Genomic DNA, 18,431 nt, shown 5'->3' on the forward strand with positions numbered 1-18,431 from the left:
GAAGACGTCGATGGCGGTCGGGGCCACCCCGGCCGCCGCCATCTTGTCCTGGGCCTGCCGCAGTCCGGTGTCGCTCATGGGGTCGATCCTAGGAACACCGGGTGAGAGGTGGCCACATGCCGAGGTCCCGGCGCGCGGCGCTTCCCCCTGACGAGCGGATCGGTCTTGAGGCGGCCGTGGACGCGCCGCTAGCCTGGGGCCAGCTCGTCGCACTAGCGGCGGGAAGTGGACCCGAGACCCCTCCGGACGGTGTGGGCGCTCGGGTCTCGCGCCGCCGGGGCCGGGGTCTCAGGCCAGCGCGCCGCGCACCGGGGTCAGCGCCCGGTCCAGCAGGTCCGGCAGCCGCGTCCGCGAGGCGCCCGCCAGCGCCCACGCCTCCACCGCCGCCACCAGCGCGCCCGCCCAGGCCGCTCCGGCGACCCGCGCGTGCAGCGGCTCGACCCCGCGCCCGGCGGCGTAGGCCGCGATCGCGGCGCCGAGGTCCGCGGTGCGCCGCGCGGTCGCCAGCCGGAGGTCCTCGCCGAGGCCCATGGTGTCGGCCTGGGTGAAGGCGAGGGCGACGTGCTCGGCGGGGAGCCGGGCGGCGAGGTCCTGCAGGGCCGCCTCGACGACCGCGCCCGGCGTCGCTCCCGTCCCTGCGTCGGCGAGCGACGCGCGCAGCGCCTCGACCCGCTCGTCGAACGCCGCCCACAGCAGGTCGGACTTCGCGGTGAAGTAGTTGAAGAACGTGCTGCGGGAGACGCCGGCGCGCTGGGTGATGTCGGCGACCGAGGTGGTCGCGTACCCGCGCTCGAGGAACAGCTCGCCCGCCGCCTCCTCCAGCATCGCCCGCGAGGAGGCGTGCGGGCGCCCGGACCTGCGGGGGGCGGCGGGGCGGGGCACGCGCCCATGCTAGGCGGGCCGTGGGACCGGGATCACAGCCGGCGGGGCGGGATGCGCGCGGCACCTGCGCCTATTGTTGGACGCAGTGCAACAAACCGGTCGGCGGACGAGCCGCGGCCGGACCCCCGACGCCCGAGGTGGACCCGTGCCCCACGCCCTCCGTCCCGCCCGCGCGCGCACCGGCGCCGCGCTGGCCGCCGTCGCCGCCCTGGCCCTCGCGGCCTGCACCGGCTCCGGCGGGGACGCCGACGACGCCGCGTCCCCCCGGGACGGCGGCACGCTGGTCTACGCGACCGGCGACGCCGAGCCCACCTGCCTCGACCCGCACGTCGGCGGCAACTACCCGCAGGCGCTGATCAGCACGCAGTACCTGGAGCCGCTGGTCGGCCGGGACGCGGACGGCACGATCCTCCCGTGGCTGGCCAGCGAGTGGTCTGTCAGCGACGACCTGCTGACCTGGGACTTCACGCTCGTCGACGACGTGACGTTCACCGACGGCACGCCGTTCGACGCCGCGGCGGTCAAGGCGAACATCGAGCACCTGCAGGACCCCGACACCGGGTCGTCGACCGGCTACCTCGCGGTGCAGAAGGTCGAGTCGGTCGAGGTCGTGGACGCGACCCACGCCCGGTTCCACCTGACCGAGCCGGACTCCGCGCTGCTGGAGTCGCTGAGCCAGCAGTGGACCGCGATGGAGTCGCCCGCGGGCATCGAGCGCGGCACGGACGAGAACTGCGCCGCCCCGGTCGGCACGGGGCCGTTCGTCGTGGACGAGTGGGTGCCGCAGCAGCAGGTGACGCTGGTGCGCAACGACGAGTACGTGCCGCTGGACCCGCAGGCCGAGCACGACGGCCCCGCGTACCTGGACGAGATCGTCTGGCGGTTCATCCCGGACGCGGCCACCCGCTACGCGGCGCTGCGGTCCGGCGAGGTGCAGGTGATCGACAACCCGCAGCCCGACGCGATCGCCCAGGCCGACGCCGGCGGCGACATCACGCACGTCGACGCCCCGCGGCCCGGCTCGTCCAACCGCATCGAGCTGAACAGCGCGCAGCCGCCGTTCGACGACGTGCGGGTGCGCGAGGCGTTCGTCCGCGCGGCCGACCCGGACCCGGGCATCGAGACCCTGTTCGCCGGCACCGCGACCCGGTCGTACTCCCCGCTGTCGAGCGTCGAGCCCACCGCGTACGGCGACGAGGACCTGTTCACGACGGACACCGACCGCGCCGAGCAGCTGCTGGACGAGGCCGGCTGGACCGGCACCGACGACGAGGGCTACCGCACCAGGGACGGCCAGCGCCTGACCGTGCGGTTCCCGGTCAGCACCAACCAGTCGGTCGCGGCCGAGCAGTCGCTGTTCGAGCAGATCCAGGCGAACGCCAAGGCGGTCGGGTTCGAGGTCGTGCTGACGCCGTCCGACCTGTCCGCCTGGTACGCCGCGCTCGGCGCGAACGAGTACGAGGCCGTGTCCGCGCCGTACACGAAGGTCGGCCCGGACGTGCTGCGGATCCTCTACCACTCGGACGGCACCGTCCCGGCGCCGAGCGGCTACTTCGCCAACCACGCGCAGGTGCAGGACCCCGCGCTGGACGACCTGCTGGACCGCGCGTCAGCGACGGCCGACGACGCCGAGCGCGCCGACCTGTACCAGCAGGCGCAGCAGATCGTGCTGGAGGGCTACTACATCCTCCCGCTCTACGACCAGCAGAACCACTTCCTCACCCGCGGCGTCACGGGGATGCGGACGCTGGACACCGTGTCCACGCCGACGTTCCTCGACGCCCGACTCGGGTCCTGACCGCCGTGCGCGCCGTCGCCGCCGCGGCCCGGGCGGTCCGCCGCCCGTGGCTGCGGTGGCTGCTGGCGCGCGTCGGCGCGGCCGCCCTCGTGGCCTGGGTGGTCGCGACGGTCGTGTTCTTCGCGCTCCGGGCGGCCGGCGGCGACCCGACCGAGGCGATCCTCGGCGGGCCCGGCTCCCAGGCGGGGCCGGACGCGGTCGCGGCCGCGCGGGCGCAGTACGGGCTCGACCAGCCGCTGGTGGTGCAGTACCTGGTGCAGCTGTGGCGGGTGGCGACGTTCGACCTCGGCGACTCGTACGCGCGCCGGGTGCCGGTGTCGGACCTGCTCGCCGAGCAGCTGCCCGGGACGATGCTGCTCGCCGTGCTGTCCCTCGTCCTGGCGTGGGTGCTGGCGCTCGCGGTGGCGACGCTGGCGGTGCGGGCGACCGGGCCGGTCGGCCGGGCGTGCGCGGCGGCGCTGCGCGGGGCCGAGGTCGTGGCGGCGGTGCTGCCGCACTTCTGGCTCGGCGCGGTGCTGATCGTCGTCTTCTCGTCGACCCTCGGCTGGTTCCCCGCCACGAGCAGCGGCACCGACCCGGCGGGCCTGGTGCTGCCGACGGTGACGCTCGCGATCCCGGTCGCCGGGTTCCTCGGGCAGGTCATGCGCGACTCGCTCGAGGAGGCCGCTGTGGCGCCGTTCGCGACCAGCGCGCGGGCCCGTGGGGCGTCGCCGGTGCGGGTGCTCTGGCGGCACACGCTGCGGCACGGCGTGCTGCCCGCGGTGTCGCTGTCGGGGTGGGCGTTCGGCTCCCTGCTCAGCGGGGCCGTGGTCGTCGAGACGCTGTTCGGCCGGCCCGGGCTCGGGCGGCTGCTGCTCGACGCCACGATGCAGCGCGACGTGCCGGTGGTCGTCGGCGCCGTGGTGGTCGTCGCGCTGGCGTACGTCCTGGTGATGCTGCTCGTCGACGTGGCCGAGCGGCTGCTCGACCCGCGGCTGCGCGGCGCCGTCGAGGTGCCCGGGGCGCCGGGCGGGGCGGCACCGGCCGCGCGCGCGGGAGAGCCGGCGGTGCTCGGGTGACGGCCGTGGCGGCGGAGCGCCGGGGCGCGGCGGGCGGCGGGCGCGGCGGGCGCGGCCCGGGCGGCGCGGCGCGGTCCCGGGGCGCCGGCGCGCGGGTCGCGGCGGCGGGCGGCCGGGTCGTGCGCGGGCTCGGGGTGCCCGGCGTCCTCGCGGCGCTCGCGGTGCTGTGGATGGCGGTCGCGGTGCTGTGGCCCGACGTGCTCGCGCCCGGCGACCCGAACGCCATCGACGCGCGCGCGGCGTTCACCGCCCCGGAGCCCGGCCACTGGTTCGGCACCGACGAGTCCGGCCGCGACGTCTACACCCGCGTCGTGCACGGCGCGGCGGCGTCGCTCGGGATCGGCGCGGCGGCGACGGCGATCGGCGTGGGCGCGGGGCTGGTGCTCGGGTTCGCCGCGGGGCTCGGGCCGCGCTGGCTGGACGCCGCGATCGGGCGGGTGCTCGAGATGCTGTTCGCCCTGCCGACCCTGGTGCTCGCGCTGCTGCTGGTCGCGGTGCTCGGGGCGGGCGTCGAGGCGTCGGTGCTGGCGGTCGGCGCGGCGACGGCGCCCGGCTACGCGCGGATGCTGCGCGCGCGGGTGCGGTCGGTGGCGACCAGCGGGTACGTGGAGGCGGCGCGGCTCGAGGGGCACCCGCCGCTGACCGTGCTGCGCCGGCACGTGGTGCCGAACACGCTGTGGCCGCTGGTCTCGGTCGCGACCCTCGGCATCGGGCAGGCCGTGGTGTGGGTGTGCGCGCTGAGCTTCCTCGGGCTGGGGACGTTGCCGCCGTCGCCGGAGTGGGGCGCGATGCTGAACGCCGGGCGGGTGTACATCGACACGGCGTGGTGGCTGACGGTGTTCCCCGGGCTGGCGATCACGGTGACGGCGGCGGCGCTCACGGTGCTCGGCCGGCGGGTCGGGGCGGTGGCGTCGTGACGGGCCGGGCGGGGGCGGCCGGGGTGGCCGGCGGGGCCGACGCGGCCGGGGTGGCCGGCGGGGCGCCGGTGCTCGACGTCGCCGGGCTGCGCGTCGGGTTCCCGCGCGGCGGCGAGGTGCTGCACGGCGTCGACCTGCGGGTGGCCGCGGGGGAGTGCGTCGCGGTCGTCGGCGGGTCCGGCGCGGGCAAGTCGGTGCTGGCGCGGACGCTCGTCGGCCTGGCGGGCGAGGGGGCGCGCGCGGACGTCCGGGCCGACCGGCTGACCCTGCTGGGGCGGGACGCGCTGCGCTTCTCGGAGCGGGACTGGCGCGCGGCGCGCGGGCGGGACGTCGGCCTGGTGCTGCAGGACGCGCTGGGCTCCCTGGACCCGCTGCGCACGGTCGGGGCCGAGGTGGGCGAGGCGCTCGCGGTGGGCCGGCCGAGGGAAGCGGGGGCGCCGCGGGTCTCCCGGGTCGAGCGCGCCGAGCGCGTGATCGCCGCGCTGGACGAGGCCGGCCTGCCCGACCCCGCGCTGCGCGCGCGGCAGCGGCCCGGCGAGCTGTCCGGCGGCATGCGGCAGCGCGCGCTGATCGCGTCCGCGGTGGTCGCGCGGCCGCCCCTGCTGGTCGCCGACGAGCCCACGACGGCGCTCGACGCCACGGTCGCGGCCCGGGTGCTCGCGCTGCTCGGAGACCTGCGCGACGCGGGCACGGCGGTCGTGCTGGTCACGCACGACCTCGGCGCGGTGGCGCGGGTCGCGGACCGGGTCGTGGTACTGCGGGACGGGCGGGTCGTGGAGCAGGGGCCGACGGCCGCCGTGCTCGGCGCGCCCCGCGAGGCGTACACCCGCGAGCTGGTCGACGCGGCCAGGCTCGGCGACGGGCCGGGCGCGGTGCCGGAGGCGGGGGCGCCGCTGCTCGAGGGCCGTGGGCTGCTCCGGGCGTTCCCGCTGCCGGGCGGCGGCGCGGTGACCGCGGTCGACGGCGTGGACGTCGCGGTGCGCGCGGGCGAGGCCGTGGGCCTGGTGGGGGAGTCCGGGTCGGGCAAGACGACGCTCGCCCGGCTGCTGCTCGCCGCCGACGCCCCCGACGCGGGCGAGGTGCTGCTGGACGGCCGGCCGTGGTCGGGGATGCCCGAGCGCGACCGGCGCGCGCTGCGGTCGGGCGTGCGGCTGGTGCCGCAGGACCCGCTGGGGACGGTCGACCCGCGGCTGACGGTGCGGGCGGTGCTGCGGGCCGCGCTCGCGACGGGTCCGCGGCCGCCGGCGCGGGCCGACCGGGACCCCGCGGCCGCCGCGCTGCTCGCGCGGGTGCACCTGCCCCCCGAGGTGCTCGACCGCCGGCCCCGCACGCTGTCCGGGGGGCAGCGGCAGCGGGTGGCGATCGCGCGGGCGCTCGCGTCGGGGCCCCGGGTGCTGCTGCTGGACGAGCCGGTGTCGGCGCTCGACGTGCAGGTGCAGGCGGCGATCCTCGACCTGCTGGTCGAGCTGCGCCGGGACACCGGCGTGGCGATGGTGCTCGTGTCGCACGACCTCGGCGTGATCCGGCGGGTGTGCGACCGGGTGCTGGTGATGAGCGCCGGCCGGGTGGTCGAGCAGGGGCCGGTGCCGGACGTCTTCGGCGCCCCGGCCCACCCGGTCACCCGCGACCTCCTGGCGGCCCGCGCGGTCTGAGACGCGCGCCGGTCCAGCCGTTCCACCACTCCCGCCGAGATAGGACCGTGGTCGGCTATCTCGCGCGGGAGGCCCTATCTCGGCGGGTCAGGCGGCGCGCGGGCGGGTCAGGCGGCGCGCGGGCGGCGCGGCGTCAGACGGTGACGACGATCTTGCCGCGTGTGTGGCCCGTCTCCAGGGCGCGGTACGCCTCGGCGGCCTCCTCGAGCGGGTACGTCGCCGCGACCTCGACGCGCACGACGCCGCGCGCCGCGAGGTCGGCCAGGTGCGCCAGGTCGGCGCTGTCCGGGCGGACCCACACGTACTGCCCGCCGAGCTCGTCCCGGGCCCGGGCGTCCGTGATCGACGCGATCGTGCCGCCGGGGCGCAGCAGCGCGGGCGCGGTCTCGATCGCCTGGCCGCCGACGTAGTCCAGCACCACGTCGAACCCCTCCGGCGCGGCGGCGCGCGCGGCCTCGACCAGGCCGTCGCCGTACGCGACCGGCTCGGCGCCGAGCGAGCGCAGGTAGTCGTGGTTGCGCTCGGAGGCCGTGCCGACGACCCGCGCGCCCGCGTGCACGGCGAGCTGCACCGCGATCGAGCCGACGCCGCCGGCCGCGGCGTGCACCAGCACGGTCGACCCCTCGGCCACGCCCGCGCGCCGGATGCTCTGCAGCGCGGTGAGGCCGGCGAGCGGCAGCCCGGCGGCCTGGTCGAACGGCAGCCCCGCGGGCTTCTTCGCGGCGGTGCGCACCGGCACGGACACGTACTCGGCGAGCGTGCCGTCCTGCACCACGTCCTTGCGGGCGTAGGCGAGCACCTCGTCGCCGACCTCGAACTCGGGGGTGTCCAGGCCGACCTTCACGACGGTCCCGGCGACGTCCCAGCCCGGCACGGCCGGGAAGCGGGTGTCCATCAGGCCCTGCAGGTGGCCCGCGCGCAGGTGGTAGTCCACCGGGTTCAGGCCCGCGGCGGCCACCTCGACCACGACCGTGTCCGCGCCGATGTGCGGCTCCGGACGGTCGACGACCCGGAGCACGTCGGCCCCGCCGAACTCCTCGTACACGACAGCTCTCATACCGGTGCGAACCCGCCGCCGCGCCGCGGCATTCCGGGTGGTGGCGCGGCTCACGGCTCATCCCGACCGGGTGGTCCGGGCCGGGGGCGCCCGTCCTAGCGTCGGGAGCGCGGAGATCCTGACGGCGTGAGGAGCGTGGTGGCGGTGGAGTTCTGGTCCGACTTCTGGGACATCATCTGGTGGTTCGTCTGGGCGTTCGTGTTCATCGCCTACCTGTTCGCCCTGTTCGCGATCATCACGGACCTGTTCCGTGACCGCGATCTCAGCGGGTGGTGGAAGGCGGTGTGGCTGATCTTCCTGCTGGTGCTGCCGTTCGTGACCGCGCTGGTGTACCTGATCGCGCGCGGCCGCGGGATGGCCGAGCGCAGTGCCCGGTCCGCGGTCGCGGCGCGGAAGGCGGGCGACGCGTACATCCGGGACGTCGCCGGGTCGGGGTCGCCCGGGCAGCAGATCGCGCAGGCCAAGGCGCTGCTGGACGAGGGCGCGATCAGCGCGGAGGAGTTCGCCGCGCTCAAGGACCACGCGCTGGGGCAGGTGCGGGTCGCGGGCGCCGGGGCGGACGGGGCCGGCGCGCACCGGGCGCCCGCCTGACGGCGGGGCCGGGTCAGCGGCCGGCGGCGGGCGGCGCGGCGGGGGGTCGGGCGCCGCCCCCCGCGCCCCCGCCGCCCGCGCTCGCGCCCCCGCCGCCCTCGTCCCCGTCCTGCGCCCGGCGCACCGCGGCCAGGAACTCCCGCCCCACCAGCGCCGCGAACGCGAACCCGCAGATCATCTGCAGGGTCACCACGACCCGGGCGGGCCCGGTGACCGGGGTGATGTCGCCGAACCCGACCGTCGCCAGCACGGTCATCGTGAAGTAGATGGCGTCCAGGCGGTCGACCGGCTCGGTGAACGCCCCGGGCGTCGCGTCGGAGAGCGACGTGTACCCGGCGGCGAACAGCACGACGAAGAGCACGGTCGCGGTCACGAAGGCCTCGATCGCGCGGAGCACCGGGTACGGCGACCGGACCACGCTGCGGATCTGCCAGCCCAGCAGCGCGACGAGCAGCGTCAGGCCCGCCACGAGCAGCACGAGCGTCGCCGGGGTCGCGCGGTCGAGCGGGCGGCCGAGGTACAGGCCGACGATCAGCGCCGTGCTGCCGACCATGCGCAGCGCGGTGCGCAACCGGGCGCGGCGCCCCGACGGACGCCGGGCGTCGTGCGGCCCGGGTCGCGGTGCGGACGGTGCGGGCGTGGCCGGCTGCGCCTCCATCCGGCCATCGTGGCGGCGTGCCCGCGCCCGCGGCATCGCCCGCTGCGGGCGGTGTCGCCCCGGCCCGAGCCTCCCGCGCGACCGTCAGGCGGTGAGCCCGTGCCCGCGGGCGCCCGTGCCGGTCTCGAACCAGACGGTCTTGCCGCGCCCGGGGTGCAGCTCGATGCCCCACGCGGTGGCGAGCGCGTCGACCAGCCGCATGCCGTGGCCGCCGATCCGGCGGGCGTTCCCCGGCTTCACCAGGGGGAGCGTGGGGTCGGGGTCGGTGACCTCGACCCGGACGCAGTCGTCGTGGCACTCGGCGGTGAGCGCGATGTGCCGGTGCGCGCGGGTGTGCACGACGGCGTTGGTGAGGATCTCGCTGGTCAGCAGCTCGACGGTCCGCGCCGCCTCGGCGGTGGCGTGCCCGAGCTCGGCCTCGTGGGCGGCCCAGCGCCGGCCGGCGGCGACGGACCCGGGCTCGGGGTCGAGGACGAGGCGGTGCGGTCGGTGGCCCACGCGCGCTCCCTCCTTCTCGAGCCTGGTCCCGGCTGGCTGGGGACCAGGGTGGGCCAGGCGGGGCGCGCGCGCATCCCGAGCGCCCGGGGGGCGCCGCGCCGCACGGCGTCCGCACAGGTCCGGCCCGTTTCCTGTGCCGGACCTGTCGACCACCTGTCGATCACCTGTCGGTCGCGCGCGGACGCTGCACGCGCGCCCCGCGGGGCCGATGGGGCGGGCGTGCGGCGGACGGTCCGCCGCGCAGGAGGAGGTCACCATGAGCGTCGACGCCGTCAGCACGTCGTCCGCCCTCACCGCGCTGCTCGCCGCCCGGTCCGGCAGCACCGGCACGTCGGCGTCCCGGGCCGCCCCGCCCGCCCCGCCCGCGGGGGCCGTCGACGGCACCGCCACGTCCCGCGTCCCCGGCCACGTCGAGGCCGCCGCGGAGGCGCTCGGCCTGTCCACCGACGAGGTCGTCGAGGCGCTCCAGGACGGCGCGAGCCTCGCGGACCTCGCCGAGGAGCAGGGCGTCAGCCGGGACGACCTGGTCGCGGCCCTGGTCGCCGACGCGCCCGCCGACCTGCAGGCGATGGACGGCGTCGAGGACATGATCGGCGAGCTCGTCGACACGGCCGGGACGGCGGGCCCCGCCGGACCGCCGCCCGGCGGGTCGTCGGGCGTGTGGGGCGAGGCGCTGACCGCCGACCAGTCCGAGGCGCTGGACGCGGTGGCGTCGCTGCTGGGCACCGACGCGCCCGCCCTGCTGGACCGGCTCTACGGCGGCGCCTCGCTCACGGACCTGCTCGCCGACGCCGGCGTCTCCGCGTCGGACCTGTCCGGCGCGGTCACCGGCGGCCTGCTCATCGACACCACCGCCTGAGCCGTCGTCAGCCCGGGTCCGCCGCGGACCCGGGGCCCGCCGCCGCCGGCTCCTCCGGCGGCGGCACGACCCGCACCCGCGCGATGCGCCGGCCGTCGACGGCCGTGACCTCGACCCGGTGCCCGTCGACGTCGACCGCGTCGCCGACCTCGCCGAGCCGCCCGAGCTGGGCGATCACGAACCCCGCGACGGTCTCGTACGGCCCGTCGGCGAGCGGCACCCCGGTGAGCTCGGTGAACTCCTCGATGGTGATGCCCGCGTCGTAGGAGCCGGGCGCGCCCTCGCGGGCCTCGGCGCCGGAGGACCCGGGCATGTCGTACTCGTCGCGGATGTCGCCGACGAGCTCCTCGACCAGGTCCTCGAGCGTGACGATGCCGTCGGTGCCGCCGTACTCGTCGACGACGACCGCGATGTGCACGCCCTCGCGGCGCATCGAGGACAGCGACGGCAGCAGCTTGTTGGTGCCGGGCAGCACGACGATCTCGCGCATGACGTCCCGGACCCGGACGCCCGTGCGGTCGGTCGCCTCCAGCAGCTCGCGGATGTGCAGGAAGCCCAGCACGTCGTCGAAGTCCTCGCCGATGACGGGGTACCGGGACCAGGGCTGGTCGCGGACCCGGTCGAGCGCGTCGGCGAGCGCGAGGTCGGCCTCCAGGAAGTGCACCTCGGGCCGCGGGCGCATCACCTCCGCCACCGAGCGGTCGGTCGCGGCGAACACGTCGCCGAGGATCCGCCGCTCGTCCTCGGGCAGGCCCTGGTGCGCGATGACCAGGTCCCGGAGCTCGGCCTCCGACATCTCCTCGCTGGTCGCGTGCGGGTCCCCGCCGAACAGCCGGACGAGCAGGTTGGTCGACGTCGACAGCAGCCAGATCACCGGGCGCATGAGCGTCGCGAACCGGTCGAGCGGCGGCGCGACGGCCAGGGCCACCCGGCCGGACTGCTGCAGGGCGATGCGCTTGGGGACGAGCTCGCCCAGCACCAGCGACAGGTACGCGATGACGAGCGTCAGCACCACCAGGGCGATGGTGCGGGACAGCGCCTCCGAGGCGCCGAGCGCCTCGAAGACGGGCGCGAAGTCGGGCGCGATCGTCGACGCGCCGTACGCGGCGGAGAAGAAGCCGGCGACGGTGACGCCGATCTGCACGGCCGCGAGGAACCGGTTCGGGTCGCGGGCCACGGAGGCGACGCGCGCGCCGCGGGCGCTCTGCCGCTCGAGGCGGTTGATCTGGCTCTCCCGGAGCGAGACGAGCGCGATCTCCGTCCCGGCGAACACCCCGCCGATCAGGATGAAGAGCAGGACGAGGGCGATGTTGCCCCAGGTCTCGGAGTCCATCAGCGGCGAGCCCCCGTGCGGTCGGCGCGGGCCGCCGGGCCGGTGCGCGGGGTGGTGCGGGCTCGCCGCACGGGACTGCAGGGCTGGTCAGGAGGCGACATCGCACCATTCCAGGGGCGCCGGGGGCGATCGTCAACCGCAGGCGCGCCGGGCTCCGCGCACACAGGACGCGCACAGCACGTCCCGGCGATCACCGCCCGGAACGGCCCGTGCGTGTCGGGCGCGGTCCCTAGGCTGACCGTGCCGGCGGCGCGTCGCCCCGGGAGGCAGCGGGACGACGGGGTGAGGCGTGTGAGGTCGGTGCGGGTCGCAGGGGGTCGGGGAGCCGCGCGGCGCGGGGTCGCGGTCGGCGTCGTGCTCGCGCTGGTCGGCGTGCTCGCCGCGTGCTCGGGCGGGGGCGACGACCGGCAGCGGACCGCCGACGCCCTCGCCGACGCCCTCGCGTCGGGCGACTTCGCGGACGTCCCCCTGGACGGCGCCACCGCCGCCGAGGCGGGCGAGGCGCGCACCGCCGCCTACGCGGCCCTCGACCCGTGGCAGCCCGAGGTGGCGGCCGGTGACGTCGTGGCCGCGGCGGACGACGACGCGGCGGCGTCGGTCGAGCTGACCTTCACCTGGGACGTCGGCAGCAGCGCCGCGGCGTGGACGTACACCACGCACGCGAACCTGGCGAAGGTGGACGACGAGTGGCGGGCCCGCTGGTCGACGATGCTGCTGGCGCCGGACCTGGCGGCCGGCGAGACGCTCCAGGTGCACCGGGTGCAGGCCGAGCGCGCGGACGTCCTCGGCGCCGGGGACGCGGTGCTGGTGGAGTCCCGGCCGGTGTTCCGGATCGGCATCGACAAGACCCGGATCCCGGCGGAGCAGGCGGACGGGGCGGCGCGCGAGCTCGCGGCGGCCCTCGGCCTGGACGCCGAGGCCTACGCGGCCCAGGTCGCGGCGGCAGGCGAGAAGGCGTTCGTCGAGGCGATCGTCGTGCGCGCGGACGACCCGGCGTACGACCGCGGCGCGCTCGCGGTGCTGCCGGGCGTGAACATGATCGAGACCGCGCTGCCGCTGGCGCCGAACCGCGCCTTCGCCCGCCCGGTGCTCGGCACGGTCGGCCAGGCGACGGCGGAGGTCGTCGAGGACTCGGACGGCGCGGTCGTCGCCGGCGACCTGGCGGGCCTGAGCGGCCTGCAGGCGCAGTTCGACGCGCAGCTGCGCGGCGAGCCCGGGCTGACGGTGGTCGCGACGGCCGGCGGCGCGCAGGAGCGGCAGCTGTTCCACGTGGAACCGCAGGTGGGGGAGCCGCTGCGCACGACCATCGACCCGGCGGTGCAGCAGGCCGCCGAGGACCTCGTCGCCACGGTCACCGGCAGCGCGAGCGCGATCGTCGCGATCCGGCCGTCCACCGGCGACGTCCTCGCGGCGGCGAGCGGGCCGGGCGGCGGCGGCATGTCGACGGCCACGCTCGGCCTGTACGCCCCCGGGTCGACGTTCAAGGTCGCGTCGTCGCTCGCGCTGCTGCGCGCGGGGCTGACCCCGGACAGCACCGTCACCTGCCCGGAGACCGCCACCGTGGACGGCCGGTCGTTCCAGAACTACCCGGGGTACCCGGCCGACGCGCTCGGCGACATCACGCTGCGCACCGCGGTCGCCGAGTCGTGCAACACCGCGTTCCTCACCGCGGCGGGCACCGCGCCGCAGGAGGCGCTGGCCGACGCCGCGGCCTCGCTCGGCCTGGTCGCCGGCGCGGACCTCGGCTTCGCGGCGACGCTCGGCGAGGTGCCGGCCGAGGCGACCGGCGGCACCGACCACGCCGCGTCGATGATCGGCCAGGCCCGGGTGCAGGCGACGCCGCTCGGCATGGCGACGGTCGCGGCCTCGGTGGCCGCGGGCGCGCGGGTCACCCCGCGGCTGCTGCTCGGCACCGCGGGGGAGACCGCCACCCCGGCGCCGGACCCGGCGCAGCCGCTGACCACCGGCGAGGCCGACGCGCTGCGCTCGATGATGCGGGCCGTCGTGACCGAGGGCGGTGGCGACTTCCTGCAGGACGTGCCGGGCCCCGAGGTGATCGCGAAGTCCGGCACGGCGCAGTACGGGTCGGGCGACGACCTGCAGAACCACGCGTGGATGATCGCGGCGCAGGGTGACCTCGCGGTCGCGGTGTTCGTCGAGACCGGCGACTTCGGCTCGACGACGTCGGGCCCGCTCCTCGAGGCGTTCCTCCGCGCGGTGGCGGTGCCGGCGGCCTGATCCGGGCCCTGACCTGCGGGTCCACGGGAGCGACGCGGCCGGCGCGCGCCGACCCCGTCGCCGGTGCGTTTTGTCCGCTATGGCCCGAGTGGGTGAAATGGGTGTTCTGGGATGAAGTTTCCCGTCCGCCCCCTTCCGCTGCGCCCGGCGCCGGGCCTACAGTCGGGCTGTCAGCGACAAGGGCAAACCCTCCGCGAGGAGGGGACGCAAAGCCACGGGACCCCCGCAGGTCAGCCGGGCTGCCGAACGAAGGATCTCCCATGGAACAGCGCGGCTTCTTCGAGCCGGCCGAGCGCGACCGCTCGGACCTCCGCTCCGACGTGACGGGGCGCAGCGCGACCCGCCTCTCGTCCTGGTCCCGCATCGCGGCGACCCTCGCGACGCACGGCGACCTGGTCCCCGCGCAGCGCGAGTGCACCTCCGCCTCCTGACCGCACGCCCCCCGGGCGCCTGCGCCGGGCGCCCGTCGGCGTGCCCGGGCCCGGGCGCCCGCGCCCGGCGTGCCGGCCGCGGCCCGCGTCAGAGCTCGCCGACGCGCTGCATGTAGCGCATCGCGGCCCAGCCGACCGGGATGCGCAGCCAGTACGTGAGGACGCGGAACAGCACGGCGACCGAGGTCGCGACGCCGGGGTTCACGCCGATCACCGTGAGCGCGCCCGCGAGCGCGATCTCGGTCGTCCCGATGCCGCCCGGCGTCGGGGCGATCGAGCCGGCCGTGTTGCCCGCCAGGTAGACGATCGCGACCTGCACCAGCGACAGGTGCTGGCCGAACGCCAGCAGGCACACCTCGAATGCGAGGATGTAGCCGAACGTCGTGATGAGGTTGCCCGCGAGGCCGACCGCGAGCCGGAACGGCTGCCCGACCACCTCGATGAGCCGCGGCCAGGTCTGCTGCACGGTCGGCAGCGTCTTCGCGGCCACCCACTGCCGCACCTTCGGGATCAGCATCGCGGCGCCGATCATCGCCGCGAGCACGCCGACCACCACGACGACGGTCGGGGACACCGTGAACCGCTCGAGCTGGTTCGTGCCGGACGCGACCGACAGCACCAGCAGCATCGGCAGCGTCACGACGAAGTGCGACACCTGGACCAGCGCGACGGTGGCCGTCGCCAGCGACGCGGAGGTGCCGCGGCGGGTGAGCAGCCGGAGGTTGATCGCCGCCGGGCCGATGCCGGCCGGCGCGGCCAGCGCCACGAACGTCGACGCCGACTGCGCGACCGTCGCGCGCCACAGCGACAGCTTCACGGGGGAGAACGCGACCAGCGACAGCGCCGCCCCGAACAGCGTCGCCATGCCGAGCAGGAACGCCAGCACGCTCAGCCGCCAGTCCGTCGTCGACAGCGCGCTGAGGATGGTCTGCAGGTTGATCGACGTCAGCAGGATGATGACGGCGGCGGTGGTGAGCAGGATGGTCAGCACGGCGCGCGCGCCGAACCGGACCAGCTGCACCGGCTCGACGTCGGCCTCGGGCAGCCGCGCCACCAGCGCGGACCGGAGCTCGGCGAGCACCTCCTTGTGCGCGCGCAGCTCCTCGCGGGTGCGGCGGGGGAGGGTGATGGTCTGGAGCAGCGGGCCGATCGCGGCGATGTCGCCCTCCGGCAGCACCGCGACGGCCGACTCCAGGGCGCGGGCGGGCCCCACGCGGAGCGCGAGCAGCGCGACCATCTGCGTCCGGTCCATGCGCTGCGCGAGCTCCGAGGAGGCGACGTCGCCCTGGTCCCAGCCGACCAGCCAGACCGTGGGGTCGTCCGGGCCGTCGGCGACCAGGATCACGTCGCTGGTCAGCGCGCGGTGCGCGAGCCCCGCCTCGTGCGCCGTGCCGAGCTGGCCCCAGATCGCGCGGAGCACGTCGTCCGTGATGGCCTCGGGGTCGAGCTCGGCGAGCGACGTGGCCGCCGGCACGGGGTCCTGGACCAGCAGCATCGACGAGTCGGCCTCCGCGATCCCGCGCAGCGCGGGGTTGCGGACGCCCGCGGCGGTCGCGGTGTACGACAGCAGGGCGGCGCGCTCGGCGGCCTGGCGCAGCGAGACGACCGACCGGCCGTCCAGGCCGCGCAGCCGCAGCGAGCGCCAGAACCGGCTGAGGAAGCCGATCACCTGGCGGTCGCCGTCGAGCACGAGCACGTCGAGCTCCCGGCCGTCCTCGGTGACCATCTCGTAGGCGCGGTGCTCGGCGTACCGGACGGCCGCGCGGGCACCGGCGCTGGCGGGGACGGCGGGGGTGCCGGGCCGCGCCCCCAGCCCCGCGCGGCGGTGGTCGGCGTCGTCCGCCGCGTCGTCGTCCTCGTCGGGCACCCGGACCAGCACCCGCGGCTGCCAGCCCGCCCGTCGCACGCCCGCGACGAGGCTGGCGCCGTAGGCGCGCTCCGAGCGGACGCCCGACACGTACCGCACGGCGAGGCCGGACGCGCGCCCCAGCAGCAGCGCGACGGCGACGCCCGGCAGCGACGCGCCCGCCGTGATGACCATGACGCCGACCGCGACCCAGACCAGGTTCCACGACCAGGAGACGGTCCGCCGGCGGCTGCGCGGGCCGGTCGCGGTGAGCAGGCCCGCGATCAGCGCGAGGTACTCGGGGATGGACAGCGTCAGCTGGCCGTTGAGGCGCACCGACAGGCCCGCGACCAGCTGGTCCGACCCCAGGTGGTCGACGAGCCAGGCGACGCCCGCCGCGGCGAGCACCGCGACGATCGCGGCGATGGAGGCCTCGACCATCTGCCGGCCCAGCCGGCGCAGGGCGAGCTCCGCCAGCACGGCGATGGGCACGAGGTAGGTGACGACGGTCTCGAGCAGCGTGACCGGCACGACGAGGATCTGCCGGAGCAGCGAGGCGAAGCCCTGCACGTCCTCCGCGACGCCGGACGTGGTGTTGTGCGCGTAGGTCGCCAGCGCCATGACGGCGACGGCACCGAGCAGGCTGAGCACGACGCCGAGCAGGTCGCTCGGGTGGTGCACCCGCACCGCCGGGGTGTCGAGCACCTGGGGGCGGCCGAGCCCGTCGAGCGGCACCGGTGTGCGCTCGGCCGCGGCGGGCCCGTCGGGTCGACCGGGCGCCGCCGGCGCGCTGGTCGAGGCGTCGGGCATGGTCGCGAGTCTAGGCAGCGAGGGTCGTCCTGGGTGGCGCGTGCGCGCCCGTCGCGCGGAATCCGTCCTGGAGGATGACGCCTCCCGGGCGCGCTCTCCGTCGCGAGGATGACCCCCGGGGGCTAGCGTGACCGGCAGGGACGCCGCCGGACGGGCGGCGGGCCCGACCCTCGAGGACCGGGAGGCGCGCGTGGCTCAGGACGTGGAGGGCCGGGTCGCGGCGGTGCTGCGGTCGGTCTGGTGGCTGCCGGTGCTCCGGGGCGTGCTGATGATCGTGCTGGGCCTGCTGCTCCTGGTGGAGCCGCTCGGCACCCTGGTCGCGCTCGTCTGGGTGTTCGGCGTGTTCGCCGTCGTCGACGGGGCGGTCGTGCTGATGCAGGCGCTGCTCGCGCGCGGGCGGCCGGGGTTCGGCTGGCTCGTCGCCGAGGGCCTGGTCAGCATCGCGTTCGGCGCGCTCATCATGCTGTGGCCCGACGTCACGGCGCTGGTGCTGTTCTACCTGCTCGCGCTCTGGGTGCTGGTGCTGGGCGTCACCGCGGTGGTCGTCGCCGTCACCCAGTACCGGGCGCGGGACCTGGCGTGGTCCGGGACGCTGGTCTTCGGGCTGATCGGGTTCCTGTTCGGGCTGCTCCTGGCGATCAAGCCGCAGGGCACCGTGGACGTCATCCTCACCGTGTACGGGCTGTTCGCGTTCGTCGCCGGCGTCGTGATGCTGGTCTCCGGCTTCGCGACCCGGTCGCTGAGCCGGCAGCTCGCGGCGGACGGCCGCTCGGCGGGGTCGGCGCCGCTCTCCTGACGGCGGGCCCCGGCGTCAGCGGATGCCGAGCGCCTCGCGCCACGCCACCGGGATCAGCGCGTAGCCCACGAACGCGACCACGTCGAGCACCGTGTGCGCCACCACGAGCGGCATGGTCCGCCGCCTGCGCCGGTAGTACTCCGCGAACACCAGGCCCATCACGACGTTGCCCACGAACGGGCCGATGCCCTGGTACAGGTGGTACGACCCGCGCAGCACCGCGGACGTGACCAGGATGGCCGGGGTCCGCCAGCGCAGCTCGCGCAGCCGCTCCATCAGGTACCCGACGACGATCACCTCCTCCAGCAGCGCGTTCTGCAGGGCGGAGAGGATCAGCACCGGCACGGTCCACCACGCGGCGTTCAGCGCGGCGGCCTGCACCTCGACCGTGATGCCGACGGCCCGGCCGGCCACGTAGAGCGCGAGGCCCGGCAGCCCGATCAGCGCGGCGAGCCCGAACCCGACGCCGAGGTCGCGGCCCGGGCGCGAGCCGTCCATGCCGATCCGGCGGGCGGCGCTCCGGCCGTTCGCGGACAGCAGGTACAGCGCCAGGGCGACCGGGACCAGGGCGAACCCGATCGACAGCAGCTGGTAGGTCAGGTCCAGGTACGGCCGGGCGGACCGGCTGGCGTTGAGCGTGGCGCTCTGCGAGGCGAGCGGGGTGCCCGCGGTGAGGCGCGCCGCGATGTTGACGACGGCGTACACGGCGGACTGGCCGAGGGACAGCCCGAGGACGATCCAGATCTCGGCGGTGAGGCGGCGGCGCCGGGCGCGCTCCGAGACGGGCGGGGTGCCGGGGGCGGTCGCCGGCGCGGTGGCCGTACCCGGGGCGGGCGCCGTGGTCGCCACGAGCGCGGGCGGGGTGGCGCCGGGCCCCTCCGGGGCGGGCTCGGCGGTCGGGCGCGGGTCGCGGGCGGTCACGCCCGGCAGCGTAGGCCCCGCGGCTGACCGTCGGCTGGACGTGCTCTGTGCCGGTGGGCCTTGTGGTCGGGGGCGGCCCGCCGCTA

Annotated in this window: 16 protein-coding genes and 1 riboswitch; of the genes, 9 read left to right on the plus strand and 7 right to left on the minus strand. The window is 76.8% G+C overall.

Annotated elements, in window-relative coordinates:
- Positions 1-288: 288 nt before the first annotated feature.
- On the minus strand, positions 289-882 hold the full coding sequence (locus tag VER05_RS00075; RefSeq protein ID WP_324843368.1) for a helix-turn-helix domain-containing protein: 594 nt from the start codon (positions 880-882) through the stop codon (positions 289-291).
- Positions 883-1,027: 145 nt separating this feature from the next.
- On the opposite strand from VER05_RS00075, the gene VER05_RS00080 reads away from it, so the two are divergent.
- Genes VER05_RS00080 through VER05_RS00095 form a run of 4 tightly spaced genes read left to right on the plus strand, consistent with a single transcriptional unit; the run spans position 1,028 to position 6,307 of the window.
- A complete protein-coding gene (locus tag VER05_RS00080; protein WP_324843369.1) occupies positions 1,028-2,680 on the plus strand; it encodes an ABC transporter substrate-binding protein in 1,653 nt (550 codons plus the stop codon).
- A gap of 5 nt (positions 2,681-2,685) precedes the next feature.
- Complete coding sequence (locus VER05_RS00085) at positions 2,686-3,738, plus strand: ABC transporter permease (protein WP_324843370.1); 1,053 nt, start codon at positions 2,686-2,688, stop codon at positions 3,736-3,738.
- Positions 3,735-4,655, plus strand: coding sequence for an ABC transporter permease (locus tag VER05_RS00090; RefSeq protein ID WP_324843371.1), 921 nt, complete (start codon positions 3,735-3,737; stop codon positions 4,653-4,655). Before VER05_RS00085 ends, VER05_RS00090 begins: the two co-directional genes overlap by 4 nt.
- The gene (locus tag VER05_RS00095) at positions 4,652-6,307 is read left to right on the plus strand and encodes an ABC transporter ATP-binding protein (RefSeq protein WP_324843372.1); all 1,656 of its coding nucleotides are present in this window, start codon (positions 4,652-4,654) and stop codon (positions 6,305-6,307) included. Before VER05_RS00090 ends, VER05_RS00095 begins: the two co-directional genes overlap by 4 nt.
- Positions 6,308-6,440: 133 nt before the next feature.
- Here VER05_RS00095 and VER05_RS00100 read toward each other — a convergent pair whose 3' ends face one another.
- On the minus strand, positions 6,441-7,364 hold the full coding sequence (locus tag VER05_RS00100; protein ID WP_324843373.1) for an NADP-dependent oxidoreductase: 924 nt from the start codon (positions 7,362-7,364) through the stop codon (positions 6,441-6,443).
- 126 nt (positions 7,365-7,490) lie between these two features.
- Between VER05_RS00100 and VER05_RS00105 the strand changes: the two genes are divergently transcribed.
- Positions 7,491-7,955, plus strand: coding sequence for an SHOCT domain-containing protein (locus VER05_RS00105; RefSeq protein ID WP_324843374.1), 465 nt, complete (start codon positions 7,491-7,493; stop codon positions 7,953-7,955).
- Positions 7,956-7,968: 13 nt separating this feature from the next.
- Here VER05_RS00105 and VER05_RS00110 read toward each other — a convergent pair whose 3' ends face one another.
- Complete coding sequence (locus VER05_RS00110) at positions 7,969-8,508, minus strand: potassium channel family protein (protein WP_324843375.1); 540 nt, start codon at positions 8,506-8,508, stop codon at positions 7,969-7,971.
- A gap of 189 nt (positions 8,509-8,697) precedes the next feature.
- On the minus strand, positions 8,698-9,111 hold the full coding sequence (locus VER05_RS00115; protein WP_324843376.1) for an ATP-binding protein: 414 nt from the start codon (positions 9,109-9,111) through the stop codon (positions 8,698-8,700).
- Positions 9,112-9,367: 256 nt separating this feature from the next.
- Here VER05_RS00115 and VER05_RS00120 point away from each other — a divergent pair, with 256 nt between their 5' ends.
- Positions 9,368-9,970: a hypothetical protein gene (locus VER05_RS00120; protein ID WP_324843377.1), complete on the plus strand. Its 603-nt coding sequence runs from the start codon at positions 9,368-9,370 to the stop codon at positions 9,968-9,970.
- Between the two features lie 7 nt (positions 9,971-9,977).
- Here VER05_RS00120 and VER05_RS00125 read toward each other — a convergent pair whose 3' ends face one another.
- Positions 9,978-11,303 (minus strand): hemolysin family protein, encoded by a 1,326-nt coding sequence (locus VER05_RS00125; protein WP_324843378.1) that lies wholly within the window; start codon positions 11,301-11,303, stop codon positions 9,978-9,980.
- Positions 11,304-11,603: 300 nt separating this feature from the next.
- Between VER05_RS00125 and VER05_RS00130 the strand changes: the two genes are divergently transcribed.
- Together VER05_RS00130 and VER05_RS00135 are read left to right on the plus strand one after the other, a co-directional pair.
- Entirely contained in the window at positions 11,604-13,541 is a 1,938-nt protein-coding gene (locus VER05_RS00130; RefSeq protein WP_324843379.1) for a penicillin-binding transpeptidase domain-containing protein, read from the plus strand.
- A 171-nt stretch (positions 13,542-13,712) separates the two neighbouring features.
- A riboswitch (cyclic di-GMP riboswitch) is annotated at positions 13,713-13,788 on the plus strand.
- A 13-nt stretch (positions 13,789-13,801) separates the two neighbouring features.
- Entirely contained in the window at positions 13,802-13,972 is a 171-nt protein-coding gene (locus VER05_RS00135) for a hypothetical protein (protein ID WP_324843380.1), read from the plus strand.
- An 88-nt stretch (positions 13,973-14,060) separates the two neighbouring features.
- Here the strand turns inward: VER05_RS00135 and VER05_RS00140 are convergent, their stop codons facing one another.
- Positions 14,061-16,628, minus strand: coding sequence for a lysylphosphatidylglycerol synthase transmembrane domain-containing protein (locus tag VER05_RS00140; RefSeq protein WP_324843381.1), 2,568 nt, complete (start codon positions 16,626-16,628; stop codon positions 14,061-14,063).
- 190 nt (positions 16,629-16,818) lie between these two features.
- On the opposite strand from VER05_RS00140, the gene VER05_RS00145 reads away from it, so the two are divergent.
- A complete protein-coding gene (locus VER05_RS00145) occupies positions 16,819-17,424 on the plus strand; it encodes an HdeD family acid-resistance protein (protein ID WP_324843382.1) in 606 nt (201 codons plus the stop codon).
- Between the two features lie 15 nt (positions 17,425-17,439).
- Here the strand turns inward: VER05_RS00145 and VER05_RS00150 are convergent, their stop codons facing one another.
- Positions 17,440-18,273: a CPBP family intramembrane glutamic endopeptidase gene (locus VER05_RS00150; RefSeq protein WP_414647526.1), complete on the minus strand. Its 834-nt coding sequence runs from the start codon at positions 18,271-18,273 to the stop codon at positions 17,440-17,442.
- Between the last annotated feature and the right edge of the window lie 158 nt (positions 18,274-18,431).

The sequence above is a fragment of the Cellulomonas sp. genome (assembly GCF_035634735.1).
GTDB lineage: Bacteria > Actinomycetota > Actinomycetes > Actinomycetales > Cellulomonadaceae > Cellulomonas.